Source organism: Cupriavidus sp. FW305-26 (assembly GCF_058787975.1).
Genome location: NZ_JBYTAH010000027.1, coordinates 19,908 through 39,433, shown reverse-complemented (window position 1 = coordinate 39,433; position 19,526 = coordinate 19,908). Strand labels below are relative to the sequence as shown.

General features: G+C 62.5%; 15 protein-coding genes. 11 read left to right on the top strand and 4 right to left on the bottom strand.

The features are described from left to right. Positions 1 to 18 precede the first annotated feature (18 nt). From AC3WQZ_RS16445 to AC3WQZ_RS16425, 5 genes are all read left to right on the top strand, one after another. Complete coding sequence (locus AC3WQZ_RS16445; protein WP_010811118.1) at positions 19 to 1,134, top strand: DegT/DnrJ/EryC1/StrS family aminotransferase; 1,116 nt, start codon at positions 19 to 21, stop codon at positions 1,132 to 1,134. Next, complete coding sequence (locus AC3WQZ_RS16440; protein ID WP_492300885.1) at positions 1,107 to 2,591, top strand: lipopolysaccharide biosynthesis protein; 1,485 nt, start codon at positions 1,107 to 1,109, stop codon at positions 2,589 to 2,591. The genes AC3WQZ_RS16445 and AC3WQZ_RS16440 overlap by 28 nt, the downstream gene beginning before the upstream one ends. A gap of 209 nt (positions 2,592 to 2,800) precedes the next feature. Then, positions 2,801 to 3,913, top strand: coding sequence for a glycosyltransferase family 4 protein (locus AC3WQZ_RS16435; RefSeq protein WP_010811120.1), 1,113 nt, complete (start codon positions 2,801 to 2,803; stop codon positions 3,911 to 3,913). 379 nt (positions 3,914 to 4,292) lie between these two features. Further along, a complete protein-coding gene (locus tag AC3WQZ_RS16430; RefSeq protein ID WP_010811121.1) occupies positions 4,293 to 5,546 on the top strand; it encodes an O-antigen ligase family protein in 1,254 nt (417 codons plus the stop codon). 357 nt (positions 5,547 to 5,903) lie between these two features. Then, a complete protein-coding gene (locus AC3WQZ_RS16425; RefSeq protein WP_136227840.1) occupies positions 5,904 to 7,325 on the top strand; it encodes a hypothetical protein in 1,422 nt (473 codons plus the stop codon). 90 nt (positions 7,326 to 7,415) lie between these two features. Here AC3WQZ_RS16425 and AC3WQZ_RS16420 read toward each other — a convergent pair whose 3' ends face one another. After that, positions 7,416 to 8,768 (bottom strand): polysaccharide deacetylase family protein, encoded by a 1,353-nt coding sequence (locus tag AC3WQZ_RS16420; RefSeq protein WP_037024995.1) that lies wholly within the window; start codon positions 8,766 to 8,768, stop codon positions 7,416 to 7,418. A 510-nt stretch (positions 8,769 to 9,278) separates the two neighbouring features. Between AC3WQZ_RS16420 and AC3WQZ_RS16415 the strand changes: the two genes are divergently transcribed. The 5 genes from AC3WQZ_RS16415 (at position 9,279) to AC3WQZ_RS16395 (ending at position 15,379) form a co-directional block, all read left to right on the top strand. Then, complete coding sequence (locus tag AC3WQZ_RS16415; protein WP_492293491.1) at positions 9,279 to 10,511, top strand: glycosyltransferase family 4 protein; 1,233 nt, start codon at positions 9,279 to 9,281, stop codon at positions 10,509 to 10,511. Between the two features lie 233 nt (positions 10,512 to 10,744). Then, complete coding sequence (locus tag AC3WQZ_RS16410) at positions 10,745 to 11,914, top strand: polysaccharide biosynthesis/export family protein (protein ID WP_492300883.1); 1,170 nt, start codon at positions 10,745 to 10,747, stop codon at positions 11,912 to 11,914. A gap of 13 nt (positions 11,915 to 11,927) precedes the next feature. Further along, a complete protein-coding gene (locus tag AC3WQZ_RS16405; RefSeq protein ID WP_011616307.1) occupies positions 11,928 to 12,395 on the top strand; it encodes a low molecular weight protein-tyrosine-phosphatase in 468 nt (155 codons plus the stop codon). Beyond that, positions 12,392 to 14,614, top strand: coding sequence for a polysaccharide biosynthesis tyrosine autokinase (locus AC3WQZ_RS16400; protein ID WP_010811128.1), 2,223 nt, complete (start codon positions 12,392 to 12,394; stop codon positions 14,612 to 14,614). Before AC3WQZ_RS16405 ends, AC3WQZ_RS16400 begins: the two co-directional genes overlap by 4 nt. A gap of 96 nt (positions 14,615 to 14,710) precedes the next feature. After that, positions 14,711 to 15,379, top strand: coding sequence for an acetyltransferase (locus AC3WQZ_RS16395; protein ID WP_010811129.1), 669 nt, complete (start codon positions 14,711 to 14,713; stop codon positions 15,377 to 15,379). 22 nt (positions 15,380 to 15,401) lie between these two features. Here the strand turns inward: AC3WQZ_RS16395 and AC3WQZ_RS16390 are convergent, their stop codons facing one another. The 3 genes from AC3WQZ_RS16390 to AC3WQZ_RS16380 form a co-directional block, all read right to left on the bottom strand. After that, positions 15,402 to 16,091: a hypothetical protein gene (locus tag AC3WQZ_RS16390; protein ID WP_492300882.1), complete on the bottom strand. Its 690-nt coding sequence runs from the start codon at positions 16,089 to 16,091 to the stop codon at positions 15,402 to 15,404. 61 nt (positions 16,092 to 16,152) lie between these two features. Then, positions 16,153 to 16,770 carry a sugar transferase gene (locus tag AC3WQZ_RS16385; RefSeq protein WP_010811131.1) on the bottom strand — a complete coding sequence of 206 codons (618 nt, stop codon included), beginning with the start codon at positions 16,768 to 16,770 and terminating at the stop codon, positions 16,153 to 16,155. A 267-nt stretch (positions 16,771 to 17,037) separates the two neighbouring features. Further along, positions 17,038 to 18,153: an acyltransferase family protein gene (locus tag AC3WQZ_RS16380; protein ID WP_010811132.1), complete on the bottom strand. Its 1,116-nt coding sequence runs from the start codon at positions 18,151 to 18,153 to the stop codon at positions 17,038 to 17,040. Positions 18,154 to 18,442: 289 nt separating this feature from the next. On the opposite strand from AC3WQZ_RS16380, the gene AC3WQZ_RS16375 reads away from it, so the two are divergent. Continuing rightward, positions 18,443 to 19,471: a DUF1839 family protein gene (locus tag AC3WQZ_RS16375; protein ID WP_492300881.1), complete on the top strand. Its 1,029-nt coding sequence runs from the start codon at positions 18,443 to 18,445 to the stop codon at positions 19,469 to 19,471. Positions 19,472 to 19,526: the final 55 nt, after the last annotated feature.

Genomic DNA, 19,526 nt, shown 5'->3' with positions numbered 1-19,526 from the left:
CTGCAGAGGAGATCAGCAATGATCGAGTTCATCGACCTCAAAACCCAGCAAGCCCGCATCAAGTACAGGATTGACGCCGGCATCCAGCGGGTGCTGGCGCACGGTCAATACATCCTGGGTCCGGAGGTCGAGGAACTGGAGCAGCGGCTGGCGGACTATACCGGCGCCAGGTATTGCATCAGTTGCGCCAACGGTACGGATGCGCTGCAGATCGCCCAGATGGCGCTAGGGATCGGCGCCGGCGATGAAGTCATCATGCCGGGCTTTACCTATATTGCCACCGCTGAAACCGTCGCGCTGCTGGGAGCAAAGCCGATCTATGTAGACGTGGATCCGCGCACCTGTAACCTGGACCCGGCGGCACTTGAAGCCGCTATTACGCCACGCACCAGGGCCATCGTCCCGGTCAGCCTGTATGGCCAATGCGCCGATTTCGACCCCATCAATGCCATTGCCGCGCGCCACGGCGTACCGGTCATCGAGGATGCCGCGCAGAGCTTCGGCGCCTCCTACAAAGGCCGCAGCAGCTGCAATCTGTCCACGATAGCCTGTACCAGCTTCTTTCCCAGCAAGCCGCTGGGCTGCTATGGCGACGGCGGGGCGATCTTTACCAACGACCACGAGCTGGGCAAGCGGATACGCCAGATCGCCCATCACGGCCAGGAGCGGCGCTACCACCATGTCCGCGTTGGCGTGAACAGCCGCCTGGATACATTGCAGGCGGCCATCCTGCTGGCGAAGCTGTCAATCTTCGATGAGGAGGTGGCGATGCGCCAGCAAGTGGCGGCGCGGTACGGAGAGCTGTTCCGCCGCGGGGGAATCGAGGCCACGCCGCATATCGAACCACACAACATCAGCGTGTATGCGCAGTACACGATCCGGGTGCCCGATCGCGAAACCTTGCAGGACCGGCTGAGGGCCGCCGGGATCCCCACCGTCGTGCACTATCCGCTGCCGCTGAACCGACAGCCCGCGGTGGCCACTCCCCATGCCCGCCTGCCGATCGGCGACGCATTGGCGCGGCAGGTGTTGAGCCTGCCGATGCATCCTTACCTCGACATGACGAGCCAGCAGGCCATCTGTTCGGCGATTCTCCAACATGTCATGTGCCAGCCGGAGCGAGTTTTGCCTTGAACAAACAAACGCTTGCCACTGAGCCCAACGCGGCGGCGAAGCCGCGCGTGGGCAGGAGCGTTGGCCTGCTGGTCGGCGGGCAGGCCACCGCGCAGATACTCACCCTTGCGGCAGCGCCGATTCTGACGCGCCTTTATGCACCGCAGGATTTCGGCGCCGCGGCGGTCTTCACGGCCCTGCTGGCATTCTTCGGCGTTGTTGCCTGCCTGCGCTACGACTTGTCGATCGCGCTACCCGCCAACGATCGCGATGCCGAGAACCTGGTGGTGTTGTGCCTGCTATGCGTTGCGTCGACTACCGCGCTATGCGGGCTCGGCGTGCTGTGGTTCGGCGATGCGCTGATCCTGGCCCTGAATTGGTCGATCGACACCAACGTTCTCTGGCTGCTTCCCTTCGGCGTTGCTTCGGCCGGCCTCTACACTGTGATTGAGAGATGGATGGTCAGGATGCAGTACTTCGGCCAGCTGGCGCAGACCAGGCTGCTGCGGTCCTTGATCGGGAATCTGGTTCAGCTGGGCGGCCACGGACTCGGCGTCCTTGCCTTGATGGGCGGAACGGTGATCGGCAATGGCACCGGCGGACTGTTCTTCCTGATAAGGGAAGTCCGGCGCAGGCAGGGCCGCAATATCAGGCTGGTCCGAATCATTGCCCTGGCTCGCCGCTACAAGGACTTTCCGCTGTATTCCACCTGGACGGCCGTATTCAATGTGGCGGGCCTACACCTGGTCCCGTTGATCTTCTCGGCATTGTTCGGTGCTGCCGTGGTGGGCCACTTTGCCTTTGCACTGCGCATGGTGTCAGCGCCGATCACGCTGATCGGCGCCGCTATCGGCAGCGTCTTCTTCGCCCAGGCCCCGGCCGCCAGGCGGGCAGGCCGCCTGCCGGAGGTGGCCGAGGAACTGCGCCGGAAGCTGGCCAACGCCGGTGTCCCGGCGCTGGTGCTGCTCATCTGCGCCGGACCGGACCTGTTCGGCACCGTGTTCGGTGAACGGTGGCGCATGGCCGGCCACTATGCGCGCTGGATGGCACCCTGGATCTATTTTCAGTTCCAGTTTTCCCCGCTGTCGTGCCTGCCTGATGTGATGGAACTGCAGAAGCTGGAGCTGACCGCGCAGTTCAGCACCTTCGCAGTTCGTCTGGCCACGCTGGCGGCGTGTTACGGATTCAGCGTTCCGGCGGATCAAAGCATCGCCGCGTTCTCGGTGGTAAGCGCCTTGGCCTATCTCTGGATGCTGGCCTTGTTCATGTCGCGAGTAGGGGTAGGTCTCAGGGCAATGGTGGCGCACGATACGAGGCGGATCCTCATCTTCTGCGCCTTGGCGCTGCCGTCGTTACTGCTGTACAGCGGCGCGCCCGACTGGCGCTCCCTTGCTTGCGCGATTTACTTCCTGGCGCTCTCGGCACTCTGGCTGCGGCGTGCCTTGCGCGCGCCGCACGCCGGCACCGGTCGGGCATGAAAGGGCGACAACGATGGACATAAGGCAATTGCCGCAACGCGATCTGGATGCAAGTGAGTGCGACGACGCTCCCATCTTCAGGCAAGCATGCCCGTTTGTTCTCGGGTAGGCGATGGCCGGCGTCAAGCCTCGACCCGCGAGCAAAACGGCCGCCCTTTTTTCAGAGGGTGTCGTGGCGATGTTAACGGAGTAAAAACGGAGCAGAAGAAGTGCAGAGTCCTAACGTAGCCCACCTCACCTCCGTTCATCCACGCTACGATGATCGCATCTTTCTCAAGCATTGCCGTAGCCTGGCGGCCAATGGCTATCGGGTCTCGCTGGTGGTGGCCGACGGCAACGGGGACGAAAGCCGCGATGGGGTGCTCATCACCGATGTTGGCACCTTGCCGGGGCGTGTGAACCGCGTCTTCAGGACCACCGCGCGCGTTCTGCGCCGGGCGATCAAGCTGAATGCTGATATCTACCACCTGCACGACCCGGAGCTGATTCCCATTGGCTTGAGGCTGAAGAGCATGGGCAAGCGTGTCATCTATGATTCGCATGAAGATGTGCCCAAGCAATTGCTCAGCAAGCCCTACCTGGGACCGAGGCGCTTACGAGCGCTTGCGGGTGCCTTTTCCATGTATGAGAGGCAGGTCTGTCGCAGATTCGACGGCATCGTGGCAGCCACACCCTATATCAGGGACAAGTTCCTGCCGATTAATCCATGCACGGTCGACATCAACAATTTCCCCATACTCGACGAACTGGGCGGTCCCGTGCGCTGGGAAGATAAGCGTGCAGAAGTGTGCTATCTCGGCGGCATAAACTCAAGTCGCGGTATCCGCGAGACCCTCATGGCGCTGGAGCTGATGCGATCCGGGGCCCGACTGAATCTGGCGGGACGGTTCGGCGACCGGGCCCTGGAGTCCGAGGTCAGGGCGACCACCGGCTGGTCCAGCGTCAACGACCTCGGGTACCTGGACCGGGCCGGGGTGCGGGCCGTGCTGGAGCGGTCAGTGGCCGGCCTGGTGACGCTCCACCCGATCATCAATTTTCTCGATGCGTTGCCGGTGAAGATGTTCGAGTACATGGCAGCGGGTATTCCGCCCATTGCCTCCAACTTTCCGCTCTGGCGTGAGATTGTCGAGCAGAGCGACAGCGGCATATGCGTGGACCCGCTGGATCCGAAGGCGATTGCCGACGCCGTCGACTATCTGGTGACGCACCCGCATGAGGCGCGCCGCATGGGTGAGAACGGCCGCCGCAACGTGGTCAGGAAATACAACTGGGCGATCGAGCAAGACAAGCTCCTGCAATTCTATGAACGGCTTCTGGCGTGAAGTCCGTCGCCGACGCGTCGTTGCCCATCTGTGTGCACTCCGGCCGGCGCGTCCTGCGTGTGCCAGCGGGCTTGCCCGCCTGCGCAACCGCGCTCGCCAGAGCGGACCGGATTTTCCGCCAGAAGCAAACCCTTCCAGTCCGGGCTGCCATACCGCTGTGTGTTGGGTTGGACACGCACTGCGCTACAAAAGTAGCGGCGACTTTGATTAGATGGATAGGACGGCAGCAGACATCCGTGGCCGGGCCTTGCATGCGGAAAGGCACTGTCCGCGGCTTGTACGCCAGCGACTTCCACTGGCTGATAAACCGCGACGGATGCAATAGCGATCGGGAATTCCGTCCGAATTGACGACCAACACGGGAGGCAACAGGGCAATCATGAAGCGCAGGTACCTCTCATTCTGCGCCGGCGTGGTCTTCGTCACCCTCTTTCCGGGTTACTTCTACTATCACACCGCGGTTGCTGGCGGTTTCTTTCCGCCGGTGCTGGGCGGCTTCTTCGGCCCGATGTCGGTCGTGCTCGGTGTCCCGCTGCTGGCACTCGGCGCCGGCGCGATGATAGTCGGGCGCGAACGGTCGCTTTTTATCGATCAAGCTTTCATGCTGTATTTGCTGTTTGCCGTGGCATGGTCAAGCCTGCATTTCCTGCTCGGCATGGGGGCGCAGGGATCCCCCGCCGTCTATTTGTATAACCTCGGCGCGATGTTCCTTTGGCTGGTGGTCTACGCGGCAGTACGGAGCCTCGATCTGGACGGGAAGTGGCTGCGCTGGATACTTTCCCTTTCACTGGTCTACTTCCTGGCGATCGCCGCATGGCAATCGAATGGCCAGTTCTACGATACCGAAAGGCTTGCTGGTGATGCGGTGCGGGTCTCGGGCTATCAGGGGCTGGCCCGTTCTGCCGCCGTTGTCGCCCTGGTCCTGCTCGCGATGAATGCGGGATTGCGAGCAGCACTGATTACAGTGATTGCCGTACCCCTATTGTTCCTGTTAGGGGCAAGGTCCGAGTTTATGGCATTCCTCGTGGTGGCCGCAATGCTCATGGTGGTTCGGGAAGGCGCGTCGCGGACCACGCTGATCTGGCTTCCGCTGGGCGTTGCTGGTATCGCCTATCTCGCCATCAGTTTCCAGATCCTCGAGGGCAACTCGCGCATTCTGCAGCTTCTGGCGATCAAGGAATCGGCTTCCTATCAGGCAAGAAGCGAACTGATGCAGTACGCCGTCAGGATAATCATGGAGCATCCGCTGCTTGGAAGCTATGCTTCCGAGATGGAGATCGGCGAAATGGGAAGCTATGCGCACAACGCACTTTCGGCCTGGGTCAGCTACGGGCTCGCGGGCTTTCTTGGCTTTGTACTCCTGCTGGGCTGTGCCTTGGTACAGTCGGCCTGGCTGGCCAAAAAGGGCGGCGCATCGGATCCGCAGGTTGCACTGGCGCTGGCCTTCAGCCTCTATGCAGTGACGTTGGCGGCCACCGCCAAATCCGTCAACGACCCGATCTTCGCCCTGGCGTGGGGCGCGACGGCTTGCGCACTAGACAAGCGCCGGCGCACAAGCACGCCATCCCTGACACAGGCAGGGGTGCGCAGCCGCGAAGCAGAGCTGACAAAAGTCCGCTCTCCATCCCTCTGAACGATATCGTCCTTCCGACGGCTGATCGCCATCCGCACGATGTTGCGCCTGCCATGGATCCGCTAGTCTGGAGACGGACAACGGAAATCAGGTATGCCGACACTTCTCGGCCGCCGATTCGGGTGTGCAACCAGCAGAAGTATAGAGAGCCCTGCGCGATCGAATGCTCTGCCCTTTTTCCAGTCAGGCGTGGTGGCTGGTCGCCACGATCGGCGCTGAACAGCCGCGCGTTCACAAGGAGATGCTGGCATGAGGCTCGTCCGCCGCCGTCTTGCGTCAGCGCTACTGGGCGCCTGCGGCCTTGTTGTACTGCTGGCCAGCACTGTGCCGGCAGCGCAGGCTCAATCCGGCGGCCTGATGCCCGACGCGCTGAACTGCGACGGCCCGATCGAGTACGCCGTCTGGCGCCGCTGGAACCAAGGCGGCCTCGCCTTCGTGCGAGAGGAGCTGATCGCGCAACGACTGGCAGCAGGCGATACTTACGCGCTATACCATTTCGAGATCTACTTTCACAACTTGCTGGCCATGGCGCAACGTTGCCAGCGGATCGACCGGCTGTACCAGCTGGCCGAACTCGTCTCCAGCACGTACGCGAAGCTGGAGCCTGCGCCCGGCAACCGGCCGGGGCGAGCATGGATATGCCGTGGCGGTCCTGAGTGCAGCCACAACATCCGGCTCCGCAACACCGAGGTGATGCTCAGCAGCACGCAGTTCCTGGCATTCGCGACCAGCCTTGCCAACAGCTTGAGCCGGGCGCGGCCCGAGGCTCCCGGCGATTTTGTCGAGCAGACCGCGCGCATCGCGCGCGAGCACCTGGTGCGGTGGAGTACCCCTGCGGCGCAGGGTGCGTTGCGCAAGCAGATCGCCGCCCGGCCGGAAGATGTGAAGAATGGCTCGTCCGAGCTGTTCCTGACCGACAAGGAGCTTTGGCAGATCTCCATCTACGCGGATCTGGCCGGCATGCTGGCCGTGCGGCCTGGGCTTGCCCTGGACCAGGATGATGCCGGCTTTGCCACCATGAAGGCGCACCTGGACTTGCTGCTGGGCCTGGTTGCGGCGCGTATCACTGTACAGGTGCCTCCCGGAGCGAACGGTAAGGCCGGCAAGAGCGCCATGGTGGCTGACCTCGACGCGGGATTCTGGCGGCTCTATGACGACAACCGGTACGCGGGCTACACCGGGCGCGACAAGCCGGTGGTGTGCAAGCGCGATCCGGCCAGGCCCGATGTTTTCGTGGCGCAGACGCAAATCCCTGCCGAGCGCTTCGCGCCGGTTGCCAACCTCGGCTGGGACATCAGCCATGCGCGCCGGCTGGTGCATTTCTTTGAAGCCATCGAGCGCAATCGCGCAGAGATGGTGCGGGTATACGGCATCTCCCCGTCGAGCCTGCCCTCGCACGACAGCATGGTCGCTTTTGCGCGCCAGCTGCGTCTTCACGTGTGGAACCAGGACTGGAACCGCCCGCTGTTCACCAATTACTTCAGCGGCGCCAATGGCTGGTATCGGGTGAACTACGACAATGGCACCGGCAATTGCTCGGAGGGCTACCCACCCTATGGCCAGGCGGAGTCATTCCCTACCGGTGGCTATGCGACATGGCCCGGACTGCATGCGCTGGGTGTGCGCTTGTACGAACTGACGCAGTCGGCAAGCGTGGACGACCGGGACTTCGTCGCGGCGTATTTTCCGAGCTTTATGGGGCGCTACGGTCCTAGCAAGCGTATGATTGCCGAGCTGATGTTCTGGCCTACGCTGGTTCGCCGTGGCGGCTCGCGCTGAAGGACAAAAGCATCGCCGCGGCGCTGTTCGCCTGCGGGCGAGGGCGGCCCTGGCGGGTGCGGACCGGCTGCTTGCCAATGCGATGGCTGGTCAGTGCTCAAGCACCGCCTGGTACAGATCCCGTTCTTCGGCACTGCCGAGCGATGAGTTATGCCAGAGCATCGTGAAACAGCCGTTCACCGCCTTGCAGGTATCCTTCAGTTCCCGGAACTTCTTCCAGGCTGCTTCGCCGGTTCCAAGCCCCATATAACCAATGACGCTGCCTTCCATCGCAATCAGCGGACGGATGCGCAGGTTCAGCGCCGTTCCCGCGACCGGGTCGAAGGCCGGATACTCGAAGCAGGTTCCGCAGCGGAATCCGGCGTGGTCGGCGTAGGTGAGCGTGCTGTCGTAGGTCATGCCTGCCTGCTCCCAACCAAGCATGGTGGTGGGGTGTTCCCAGCGCAGGTAATGCATGCGGCCGCCCCATGCTTCCTGTTCGATATTCTCCTGCTCGCATATCCGCCGCAGCCGCTTTGCCTCCGCCTGGAGCTTTTCGGGGGCGCGATAGGTATTGAAGCTCGGATGCAGGCCGATTTCGTGGCCGCGGGCATGGATGCGCTGCATCAGTCCACATATGGCGGGATGCTCGGGCTCGTAGTCGGCATCCTTGCTGGGGTCGGTACAGCCACAGATGAAGTAGAAAGCGCTGACCAGTCCATGGCGCTCGGAAACATCCATGATCCAGTCGAAGGTATTGACCCGATCCGTCGGATGCAGCGCGGTCCGGGTCTTAAGCCGTATCACGGGAGCCTGCAGCACGCTTTTCACGTCCCGGCGTATCAGTATGTCGCCCGCCATGCGGCGGATGATTCTCGCCGCAGAGGCAAAGCCATAGCGGCTGGGCACATCCACGTCATGCGACACCTTCATGCTGGCCCGCTGCTGCCTGAGCTGCAGTTCGGGCCATAGCCGGCTGATCACCTGGCCAAGGATATGCAGCCATTCGTCCACCACCGGCCGCTCCAGATAGCCATGTTTCCCGGCATGCGACGCGCTGGCCGGGAAACGACCGTAGCTGTCGAGGTCGGAGCGGCCGACCTCCTCCTGGCGCGACAGCATCCAGTAGCTTAGACCGAGAACGTCATAGTGGATGCGATAGCCGGTAGTGGTCGCCTCGATCAGCGGTGACGGTGCGCGCGCGAGGCCTGGCGCTGGCAAGGGACTGCCGAGGGCCGGCTGCCAACCCTCGGCAAGCGCGTCCCAGCTCGTGAAGGCGAGCTCAGAGTCGGCGCGCCGGAAGGTGCCGGGATCTGCGGCAATCTCAATCGACCTCTGGCCGGAACCAGCAAGGCACAGGTGGACAAAGTCCGCGCCAGCAGCTTGCAGGTGAAAGCCATGGCCGAATCGCTCGGCCAGAATCCGCTGTAGCCAGGAAAGGGCTTCCGGGGTCATATGCCTCATTCAGATTTCCAGTGTGAATATGCCAATGCTCCGATGGGAATGATGGCTGTCAGTTCCACGAGCCGGTCCTGGATCGGCGCCACGCAAGCCGAATGGCCGATACTCACAGGATTGGGCCAGTCGAGAAAATTATCGGGACTTCGCAGTGCACTAACAATGGCGCTGGGTGCGACGCCGAACGCAAAGCGAATACATTGACCTGGTGGACCAGCTGTCTTGAGCTTGCTACGGTGCGCCGTCGAGCAGTGTGGGCCGGGCCACGCTATGCGCTTCCCTTTAGCTGCGGACTTTGATTAGATGTATTTGACCGGATTGGCAAGTACGCCGCAGACGACGGCAAGGTATTCCAGTTTCCGGCCCGTGACCATGTCCTTGTGCGGCGACAAGTGGTCGCGAGGGGGGAGGTCCTTGGCGGGCCCGCATTGCTCTGCTGACCTACCAGACCGGGAGGGCAACTGGACGAGCTCTGCCGATGACATCCGCGCCAGCATCCAACGATCCCGTCCATCCATGAAGCATGTCTGGATTCTCAATCACTATGCCCAGGAGCCCGGCGGCACAGGCGGCACGAGACACTTCCATCTCGCAAAGCACCTGAGCTCGTCTGGCTGGCAGGCGACCGTCATCGCGGCCACCGCGATCGGCAGCGGCGAGAAGCGGCTAGAGGCGGGCGAGTTGTCGCGCCTGGACAGTATTCGCGATGTGCCCTTCCTCTGGGTACGCACGCCCATATACGAAGGCGATGGCGCCGGCCGAATGCTCAACATGCTGGCCTACAGTTGGCGTGTATTGCGTCGGCGCACCACGCACGGCCTGCCGCGCCCGGACGTGGTGATCGGCTCCAGCGTCCATCCCTTTGCCGCGGCGGCGGGCGCCCTGCTGGCGCGCCGCTTCAAGGTGCCATTCGTATTCGAGGTGCGCGACCTGTGGCCGCAAACACTGGTGGACATGGGCCGTCTGCGTGAAGGGGACTTCCTGACCTGGGCATTGCGCAAGCTGGAGACGTGGTTGTACCGACGTGCCGCTCGCATCGTTGTGCTGTTGCCGCATGCGTGGGAGTACATCACGCCGCTCGGCATCCCGAGGGAGCGCATCACCTGGATACCCAATGGCGTGGACCTTTCGCTGTTCCCGCCCACGCCTGAGCGCACTGGGGAACCATCCGGGCGATTCACGCTGATGTATTTCGGCGCCCACGGGCAGGCCAACGGCCTGGACAACTTGCTGCAGGCGATGAAGCTGGTGCAATCGCGTCCGGAGGGACGGCACATCGTGCTGCGCCTGGTGGGGGATGGCCGCATGAAGGCTGCACTGATTGAGCAGGCGCGGCAGCTCGGCTTGAGCAATGTCAGCTTTGAGCCCCCGGTGCCGAAATTCCGCATCCCTGCCGTGGCGATGGAGGCGGATGCCTTTGTCATCGCCGTGCGCGACCTGCCGCGGCTGTACCGGTACGGGATCAGCATGAACAAGTTGTTTGACTACTTGGCTGCGGCCCGCCCCGTCGTCATCGCCTCCAATGCCGCCAACAATCCGGTGGCCGATTCGGCGGCCGGACTGACGGTCGGCGCGGAGCAGCCTCGGGCACTGGCCGATGCCATCATCAACATCGCCGCGGCGCCGCTCGAGGCCCGCCTGCGCATGGGGCGCGCCGGGCGGGAGTACGTCGAACGCAACCACAGCTTCCAGCAGCTGGCGCAGCGTCTGGCTGTCGTGCTGGACGAAGCATGCGAAGCCACAGTTTAGTGATTGGGTCAGCGCCAGGAGCAAAAGCAATGGCGTGGTTGAGTTGGATGGCCATGCCGCGATCACCGGGAAGGGGTGTGTGCGAAGACCGGCGTGCAAGCCGGCGCGGAGCGGCCTGGCGCTCGCAGAAGCGCGGCTCTCACGTGCATGTACTGACTGTGCGCAACCGCACCGAAGCATGGAGCAGCCGCTCCTACTATGCATTCGTCGGGGGACATGGCATGTGCGGTGCGATGTCCGCTGCTATCAGCAAGGAGACCGCCGTGAGACCAGTCAATTGGCGCATTCAATCTCGGACCAGTCTGACAATACTTGTGGCCACCGGCCTGCTTGCGGCTTGCGCCGCATCGCCCGGCATGTACTTCGACAACAAGGCGGTAGTGAGCGCGATCGGGCCGGAAGTCGTGCCCAAGGTCACGCCGATCACCCTGGACCTGGTGAAAGCGCAACGCAACAAGGCCCGTACGGACAACGATCGGGTCCAGGAACTGTTCGCAACGCCGCAGCCTTATCGTATCGGCCCGGGGGACATCATCTCGGTCGTGGTATGGGACCATCCGGAACTGGTCTTTCCCACGCAGACTTACAGCATCGGCGCCTCCTTCGAAATCCCTTCGTCGAGCGGTGGCGCCAACGTGCCTGGCTATGTGGTCAGCGCACATGGCGATATTCAGTTCCCCTACGCCGGTGTCATGAAGGTGGCCGGAAAGACGGCAAACGATGTTCGCGACCAGATGGCGCGTGTGCTATCGCGAGTGGTCAGGAATCCCCAGATGACCGTGCGTGTGCTTGGCTTTCGCAGCCAGCGTGTCTATGTCGACGGCGAGGTCAAGCTGCCTGGCATGCAGCCCATCGACGACGCGCCCATGACGCTGGTGGAAGCGCTCAATCGCGCCGGCGGCGTGCTGAATCTGACCGGTGACAACAGCCGCATCCGTATCACCCGAGGCGAGCGCAGCTGGTATGTCAACATCCCCGCGCTGCTCGCCAAGGGCATCGATCCATCCCGCATTCTGCTGCGCTCCGGCGACATCGTCCGCGTGGAACAGCGCGAAGACAACAAGATCTTCGTCACCGGCGAAGTGGTGCGTCCGGCTTCCTTGCTGATGCGCAACGGGCGGATGACACTGAACGAGGCACTTGGCGATGCCGGTGGGGTCAATCCGAATTCCGGCAATGCGGAGCAGATCTACGTGATTCGGAAGGCGGTGGATGGCGAGCCCAATGTCTTCCACCTCGATGGCAACTCTCCGGCGGCGCTGGCTATCGCCGAGGGCTTCGAGCTGGAACCGAAGGACGTGGTTTATGTGAATGCACGCGAAGTGGTCCGCTGGAGCCGTGTGATCAACCAGTTGCTGCCGAGTACACAGCCCGTTTTCAGTTCGGCCACGGCATTCAAATAGTGGGATGCGAGAGATGGTTCACTCAATCCTGGTGGTGTGCATCGGCAACATCTGTCGCAGCCCGATGGCGGCTTGCCTGCTGGGCCATGTCCTGCCTGCTTGCGAGGTGGTTTCCGCCGGGCTCGCACCGCCGGTCGGCGCCCCCGCTGATCCGAACGCTGTCAGGCTGCTTGCACGCGAGGGGTTCGATATCGTCGGTCACCGCGCACGCGCCGTCGATGACGCACTGGTGGCGGCGGCAGATCTGATCCTCGTGATGGACAGCGAGCAACGCGACGAGCTCGAGCGGGTTTTCCCGCACGCGCGCGGGAAAACCCACCGGCTTTGCGAATATACGCACACGGATGTGCCGGATCCGTATGGATGCTCGCCGAAGATGTTCGGCATCGTGCTGGAACTGATCAAGCAGGGCATCGCATCATGGTCTACACGGCTGGGGGCTGCTGCTGCACCCGCACATGTTCAAGGAGAGGCATCATGAAACCGATCGGTACGCGATACCAGGCCCCCGCTGGCGCGGACGAGCGCGAGCCGGCAGTGGACCTCACCTCCTATCTCGATTTGCTGGCCCGCTATCGACGGACCTTCCTGTCCGTCGCCGGAGTCATCATCGGCCTCGGTCTCATCTACGCCATCCTGGCAAAGCCGGTCTACCGCACCGACATGACGGTACAAGTGGAGGACTCGAGCGGTAACTCGATAGGCAAGCTCGCAGCCGGCGTCTCGCCGGCTTTCGACGTCAAACCCGCGGCTTCTGCGGAGATCGAACTCCTGCGCTCACGGATGGTAGTCGGCAAGGCGGTCGACGACCTGCGTCTGTATATCGAAGCCGCACCGCGCTATTTCCCGCTGATTGGCCCGGCAATCGCCAATTTCAATCCTGAACTGTCGCACCCGGGGCTGTTTGGATGGGGCGGCTTCGCGTGGGGCCATGAATCGATCACCGTGGCCCAGCTCGACGTGCCAGCGCCCATGGAGGAACGCAAGATCACGTTGACCGCGCTGGGTGACGACGCGTACAGGGTGCGGTTTGCCAGCGACAATGTCGAGGCTACCGGCAAGGTGGGATCGCCATTGACGATCAGCACGGCCACCGGGACGGTCACCATGCTGGTCAGCCAGATCGACGGACGCCCCGGTGTCCAGTTCGTACTCCGTCGCCTGCCGCGCGGCGCGGCCATCACGCGATTGCAGGAGAAGCTGGCGATCAGCGAGCGTGGCAAGCAAAGCGGCGTGATCGGCGTGTCGCTGGAGGGAATCTCGCCGGACATGACGGCAGCTGTCCTCAACGAGATCGGTAACGCCTATGTTGACCAGAACATCCGCCGCAAAGCCGCTGAAGCCGAGAAGTCGCTGGCCTTTCTCGAGGGACAACTGCCGCTGCTCAGGCAGCAGGTCGATGTGGCCGAGACCCGGTATAACGCGATGCGCAATCAACGCGGCACCATCGACCTCAGCGAGGAGTCCAAGCTGATCCTGGGCCAGTCGGTACAGATCCAGACCAAGCTTCAGGAATTGCAGCAGAAGCGCCAGGAGCTGGCTGCACGCTTTACCTCCAATCACCCGGCGATCGCACTCATCGACAACCAGATTGCCGGCCTGAACGGCCAGCTGAACGGTGTATCCGGGCGGATCCAGAAGCTGCCGGATGTGGAACAGAATGTGCTTCGCCTGATGCGCGACGTCAAGGTCAGCACTGAGTTGCTTCAGACGCTGCTAAACGAGGTGCAGCAGCTGAAACTGGTCAAGGCAAGCAAAGTGGGAACCGCGAGGATTGTCGACCCGGCCGATGTGCCGCTCAAACCAGTGCGGCCTGATCGGGCGATGATTGCGGGGATGTCGCTGGCCCTGGGCTTGCTTGCCGGCCTGCTGGCGATCTTCATGCGCCATATGCTCGATGGCGGCGTGGCCGACGCGGACGAGATCGAGAGGCAGACAGGGATGACCGTCTATTCGACCATCCCCTTCAGCAAGCAGCAGTCAGAGCTGCCATCCGGCGGCAACCTGCTGGCACTACAGCAGCCGGACGACCCGGCCGTGGAGAGTCTGCGCAGCTTCCGCACGGCATTGCGTTTCGCCATGGCTGGGAGCAATAGTCGGACGGTGATGATCACCGGGCCCGCCCCGGGCGTCGGCAAATCCTTTGTCTGCGCGAACTTTGCCGCGATTGCCGCCGCTGGCAGCCGCGTGGTGCTTATCGATGCCGACCTGCGCCGCGGCAGCCTGCAGAGCCTCTTTGATGCCAGGCGCGGGCCAGGCTTGACCGAACTGCTGATGGGCGCGCCGCTGGAACAGGTTTTGCAGCGGCAAGTGGCGCCCGGCCTGGACTTTATCTCGACCGGCACGCAACCACCACACGCGGCGGATTTGCTGCTGACTTCCAGCATAGATTCCCTGCTTGAGCAACTCAAATCGCGCTATGACCTCGTGCTGATCGATACCCCGCCAGTGCTTGCCGCTGCCGACGCGAGCATCCTGGCGAGCAAGGCTGGCGTAGTGTTCCTCGTCGCGCGTGCCGAGAAGACCACCACCGACGAGTTGATCGCGGCGCAACGGGCCATCCAGCAGGCCGGCGCCGACATCAAGGGCGTGCTCTTCAACGGCCTTCTGATCGAGGGACGCTGGTACCGGTCCCACAACTACTTCGGCAAGTATCGCTATCTCGCCGAATACGGCAATGGACAGAGCAAGCGGGCCTAGCTAAAGCGGCGGTCGGTGTCGTCCCCGGCTGTCTCCCAGCCGTCGGCCGCCACCACCGCCGACTTTCACACGGCTTCACCGGAGGGCCCATCAGCCATGCCACTCGTTCACGCGTCTGCCGTCTCTTCAGTGGTCATCGCCGGCGCCGGCGGGCTCGGGGTGGAACTCTATGATTATCTGCAGGCAGAAGCATTGTGCGGCGGACCGGTTGTAGCGGGCTTCATCGATGACAGGCCGGGCAAGGTTCCGGACGGCATAGATCTGCCGCATCTGGGACCGATACGTCAGTTCCGCCCCGCGTCGCACCAGGCAGTGCTGGTCGCGATAGCTGCCACCCAGGCACGGCAGGACGTACTGTCTTGGCTCTTGCAAATCGGGATCGAGGTTCCGCTGTATGTACACAGCACGGCCCTTGTCTCGCCTTCCGCCCGCCTGGGCGTGGGTGCACTGATCTTTCCATTCACTGTCGTCAGTCGGGGCGCAGTGGTGGAGGATGGCGTGGTGGCCAATGTCTTCAGCGGGATCGGCCATGGTTCCCGGGCGGGCGCATGCTCTGTGCTGTCACCTCACGCGGTCCTCAATGGCAACGCCACCGTCGGACCGCGGTGTTTCCTGGGGACACGTGCAACGCTCTACCCAGGCGTGACAATCGGTGCCGATTGCGTTGTCGACTCTCACACCGGCGTTTCCGCCAACGCCAAGGACCGGCAGTTCATCACTGCCGGTACCTACCAGATTACGGCACGCCGGATCCGTGATCAGTGATGGTGAACTCCGTCGTCGCAGCTCAGAAGGTGTCAGAACATGCCCGGTAAGACGGCAAACGGCACTGTTCGACATTCACCACAGTCCGGCCGGAAACCGGATCGGTGTCGATGGATCTGAAATAGCGCTCGGTGACACCGAACCAAAGCAACCCATGGGACCACAAGCGAGTTTTGATAGGATGCAGCGCGGCCGGCATAATAAGGACCAGGAAGCCGCAAAGTGCCAGCCGGGCAAGCATCGGCGTCTGACCGGCGCGCGCAAGCGGACGAGAGGGATGTAGGTTGAGCCATGCCACGGTCAACCCCACAGCCATGCCGATCAGGGTTTCCGCCAGCGTATGATAGCGACCGACAATCAGGGCAACCGCCACCACGACCGCCACCCATACACCGGCAAACAGGCCGAACCTGGCTGTGCGCCTGCCCCATGTCGATCCCAGCATCGCACAGAGCACCGGGTAGACCGAAGCCGTAAGCATGGCGTGCCCGCTTATGCTGTACACGTTCGCCGATGGTATTGACCATCCCCCAATTTCGAACGCGAGTTTCCCTGCAAGAATGACGGCCACGCCGGCCCCCAGCGACAGGAGCCAATAGCATGCCTGCCTCCAAAAGCCCAGGTAGACCAGCCGCAGCGCAATCATGGCAGCAAGGGGGAACGTGAGTGAAGCGCCGCCAATATGGACGATCAGCACCCAGGACAATCGCATTGGCGGCTCCAGATCATGGAATGGTCACTCGCCCTTGCGTCTCGAGCGAGCATCCGACATGTCATGCGGCATCGACATCCGGGGCACTCGGCTTGCTTCCCTTGAAGCGGGGGGCGGAGAATTCTCCCGCGGCACTGATCCCCTCGCGCGCCACGACCTTGGTGACGGTCTTCCACAAGATCACCATGTCCAGCCATACCGATACATGGTCGACGTACCAGACGTCCAACCGGAATTTCTCCTCCCAGCTGATAGCGTTGCGTCCACTGATCTGCGCGAGTCCGGTAATACCGGGACGGACCAGATGGCGGCGTGCCTGCTCCGGTGTGTAGAGCGGCAGGTATTCCATCAGCAGTGGCCGCGGCCCGACCAGACTCATATCGCCTTTGACGACATTCCAGAGCTCCGGTAATTCATCAAGGCTTGTGGCGCGCAGCAATGCTCCGAATCCTGTCAGCCGCTCCGGATCGGGCAGCAGTTCGCCGTCCGGGCCGCAAGCATCCGTCATGGTGCGAAACTTGACGATGTGGAATGGTTCGCCATGAAGTCCCGGCCGCACCTGCCGGAAGAAGACCGGTTTGCCCAGCCTCAGGCGCACCGCGCCCATCAGGAACAGGAGAGGAATGGCGAGCAGCAGGATGGCCAGCACGGCCAGGAGGATGTCAAAGATGCGCTTCATCACATTCGCTCCGAGAAATCCCGCCCGTCAGGGCGGCGGCGTAAGGAGCGCCACCGGCAGGCGGCATCCTTCCTGGAATGGCCGGCACGTAGGTCCAGAGGGGGTAAGCGTCGAATGGGGGAGGGAGCCTGCATGCCGCGCCGGCACTTGCCGGGCCGGGCAAGTCATTAGTGGCCGCCACACGCCACGCTGGCTCAGTATAGTTGCGGCGGAAAGCGAACGTTGCACTGCTATGTGGCGATGACCACAGAACGCACGCCACCTCCGCTATACCCCTCGGTCTCGACCTGCCGGCCGCGCCGCCGGCTCTTCCGGTCTTCCGCTACCGGAAGCAGGAACTCTCCGAAGACCCTGGCGAAGCTTGCCCAGTTTTGCGTCAATTCTTTTCTCGACAAGTCGATAAGTAAGCAACGAAACCATCATCGTCGCAATCACCAACAACACGCATGCAATGTCGCCTGGCAAGACCCTGTGCTTGTCCATCGCGGAGAACAGCCGGGCAAATGCCGGAACCGTGAAGGCCTGCAACAGATATAACGAGTATGAGGAATCGCCAATGCCCTGCAACCAGCTACCTCCTATCCAGCCCTCGGCGCTCTCCCAGAACACCATCCCGGAAACCAGCAGCGCCGCGGGGATTCCCGCAAAGACCACTCTGTCCTCCATCGAAGAACCGGGGGTCAGCACAAGGAAGCCGAAAACTCCGGCCGCGATCAGGGAGAAAGAAGCCCGCCTGGAGATCCGATAGCCGAATTTGTAGAGCCAGGCAACCAGGCAGCCGAGTACGAATTCCAGCAGCAGGGGGGAGGTCAGGAACCTGAAGATATATAGCGTTGGCCTGGTGAGCGACAGTACCGAAAGCCCTGCAAAGAAGGCGGGCAAGGCCCAACGCATGCATCGCTCCGAGAAGCAGATCGAGATGGCGAAAACCGCATAGAAGAACATCTCATAGACCAGCGTCCAGCCGACATAGAGAATCGGGTAGGCGTTACCGTGCTCTTTGACCTCGTATGGGATAAAGAGATAGGAGGTCACAATTTGCATCGCCGTGAACTCGGAATTCTTAAGACTCGGTACCACCCACACGACTGCCAGCATCAGGCTGGTGAGAATCCAGTACATCGGTGCGATTCGCATGAGCCGGGCAACCATGAAATCCTTTGCCGCCTGCGCTCCGCGAAGCCGGCCCGAGGTCGTGGCCACCATCACAAACCCGGAAATGAAGAAGAAAATATCGACGCCGCTCCATCCCCACTCGCTCGCATGGCTGAGAGCACCGGGCGTCCACCCGAAGATCCTTATCGTGGCGGCCGAATGATAGGCGACCACCGCCGTCGCCGCGATGGCGCGCAGCGACTGCACTGTTGATAGCTTTTGCCCCATGTCGTGCTCCCGGTGCGTTGCTCTTCGGCCCGCTGTCCATCCATTGGCACGCGAATCCGGATGGAGCTTTGAGCAATTCTGTCTGCAAGTGTGCCTTCGCACCGTTGGCTATCTCACATTTGGGCCGCCGCTCGAGGGAGCACTCCCTGCACCGCTCTCGACCCAGCCGAAAGGCCTCCGAGTCTGTTGGAGAGCGCACCGAAGAGCGAAGGCCAACTCGCTAGATTTGGAGTCCACACCCAGGCCGGCAGACCACGCCTTGGGACATGACAGATGTGGAGGACCGGACATGAAGGCAAGCACAGCACGCAGCGAGGGCGGCGGCGGATTCGGCGCCACCCTGCCGGCGATTGCGGATTCCCACCCGCTGCATAGCGCCGAGGCCATCTGGCAGGAAACCAACTGCTACATCGACTTGTGGGTCGAACTGCTCCACCGCTGGGGTCTCGAACCGCGCGCGGGACTGGCTTTTACCGTGGCGCAAGACTTTGAGGGTGATCACTTTACCTTCTTCAAGTATCCGCAGTTGGACCTGGAGACGCTGTACGGGACGGTTGTGCAAGAAATGGCGGTCTACGACACGCTCCAGGCGCACGTCATGGCCCAGGTCGAACGCGGTCACACCGTGCTGCTCGAAGCCGACAGCTACTATCTGCCCGACACGCATGCCACGGCGTACCGGCGCGAGCACGTCAAGACCACCGTCGCCATTGACCGCATTGACGGCCAGGCGCAGCGCCTCTGGTACTACCACGGCCTCGGCTATCACAGCGCGCAGGAGGAGAACTATCGCGGCCTGTTGCGGCTTCTCCCTGATCTCAGCGGCAACGGCAACATCTTGTTCCCCTATGCCGAATGCGCTAAGCGCGTGCGCCCGCCGCTCGCGTCATCCGCATTGGTCGACGCTTCGGTCGGCCTGCTGCGCTACCACCTGGGCAGACGCCCTGCAGCCAACCCGGTGGCCTGCTGGCGACAGGTGTTCGGCGAGCATATGGATACCCTGCTGGCGCGTGACGACGCCTATTTCCACCTGTACTCCTTCAATTTTCCGCGTCAGCTCGGCGCCAACTTCGAAATGCTGCACCACTGGCTGGCCTGGCTCGGCGAGCAAAAATACAATGCGCCCAAGGCTGTGGCTGACGCCGCACGCAGCATTGCGACCGAGAGTAAGGTCTTGCAGTTCCGGCTTGCTCGAGCGGTCGCGCGCCGGCGGGTGGACTCCTGCACGGATTGCCTGGACACGCTGGAGTCCTGCTATGACAGGACCATGGAGGGCTTGCTGTCGGCGTTCGGCACGTCCCACCAAGTCTGCGCATAGGGCCGGGGGTGCCCGCCATGTTCTACGGCGGGCATCCCGGGGCATGAGCGCCGCA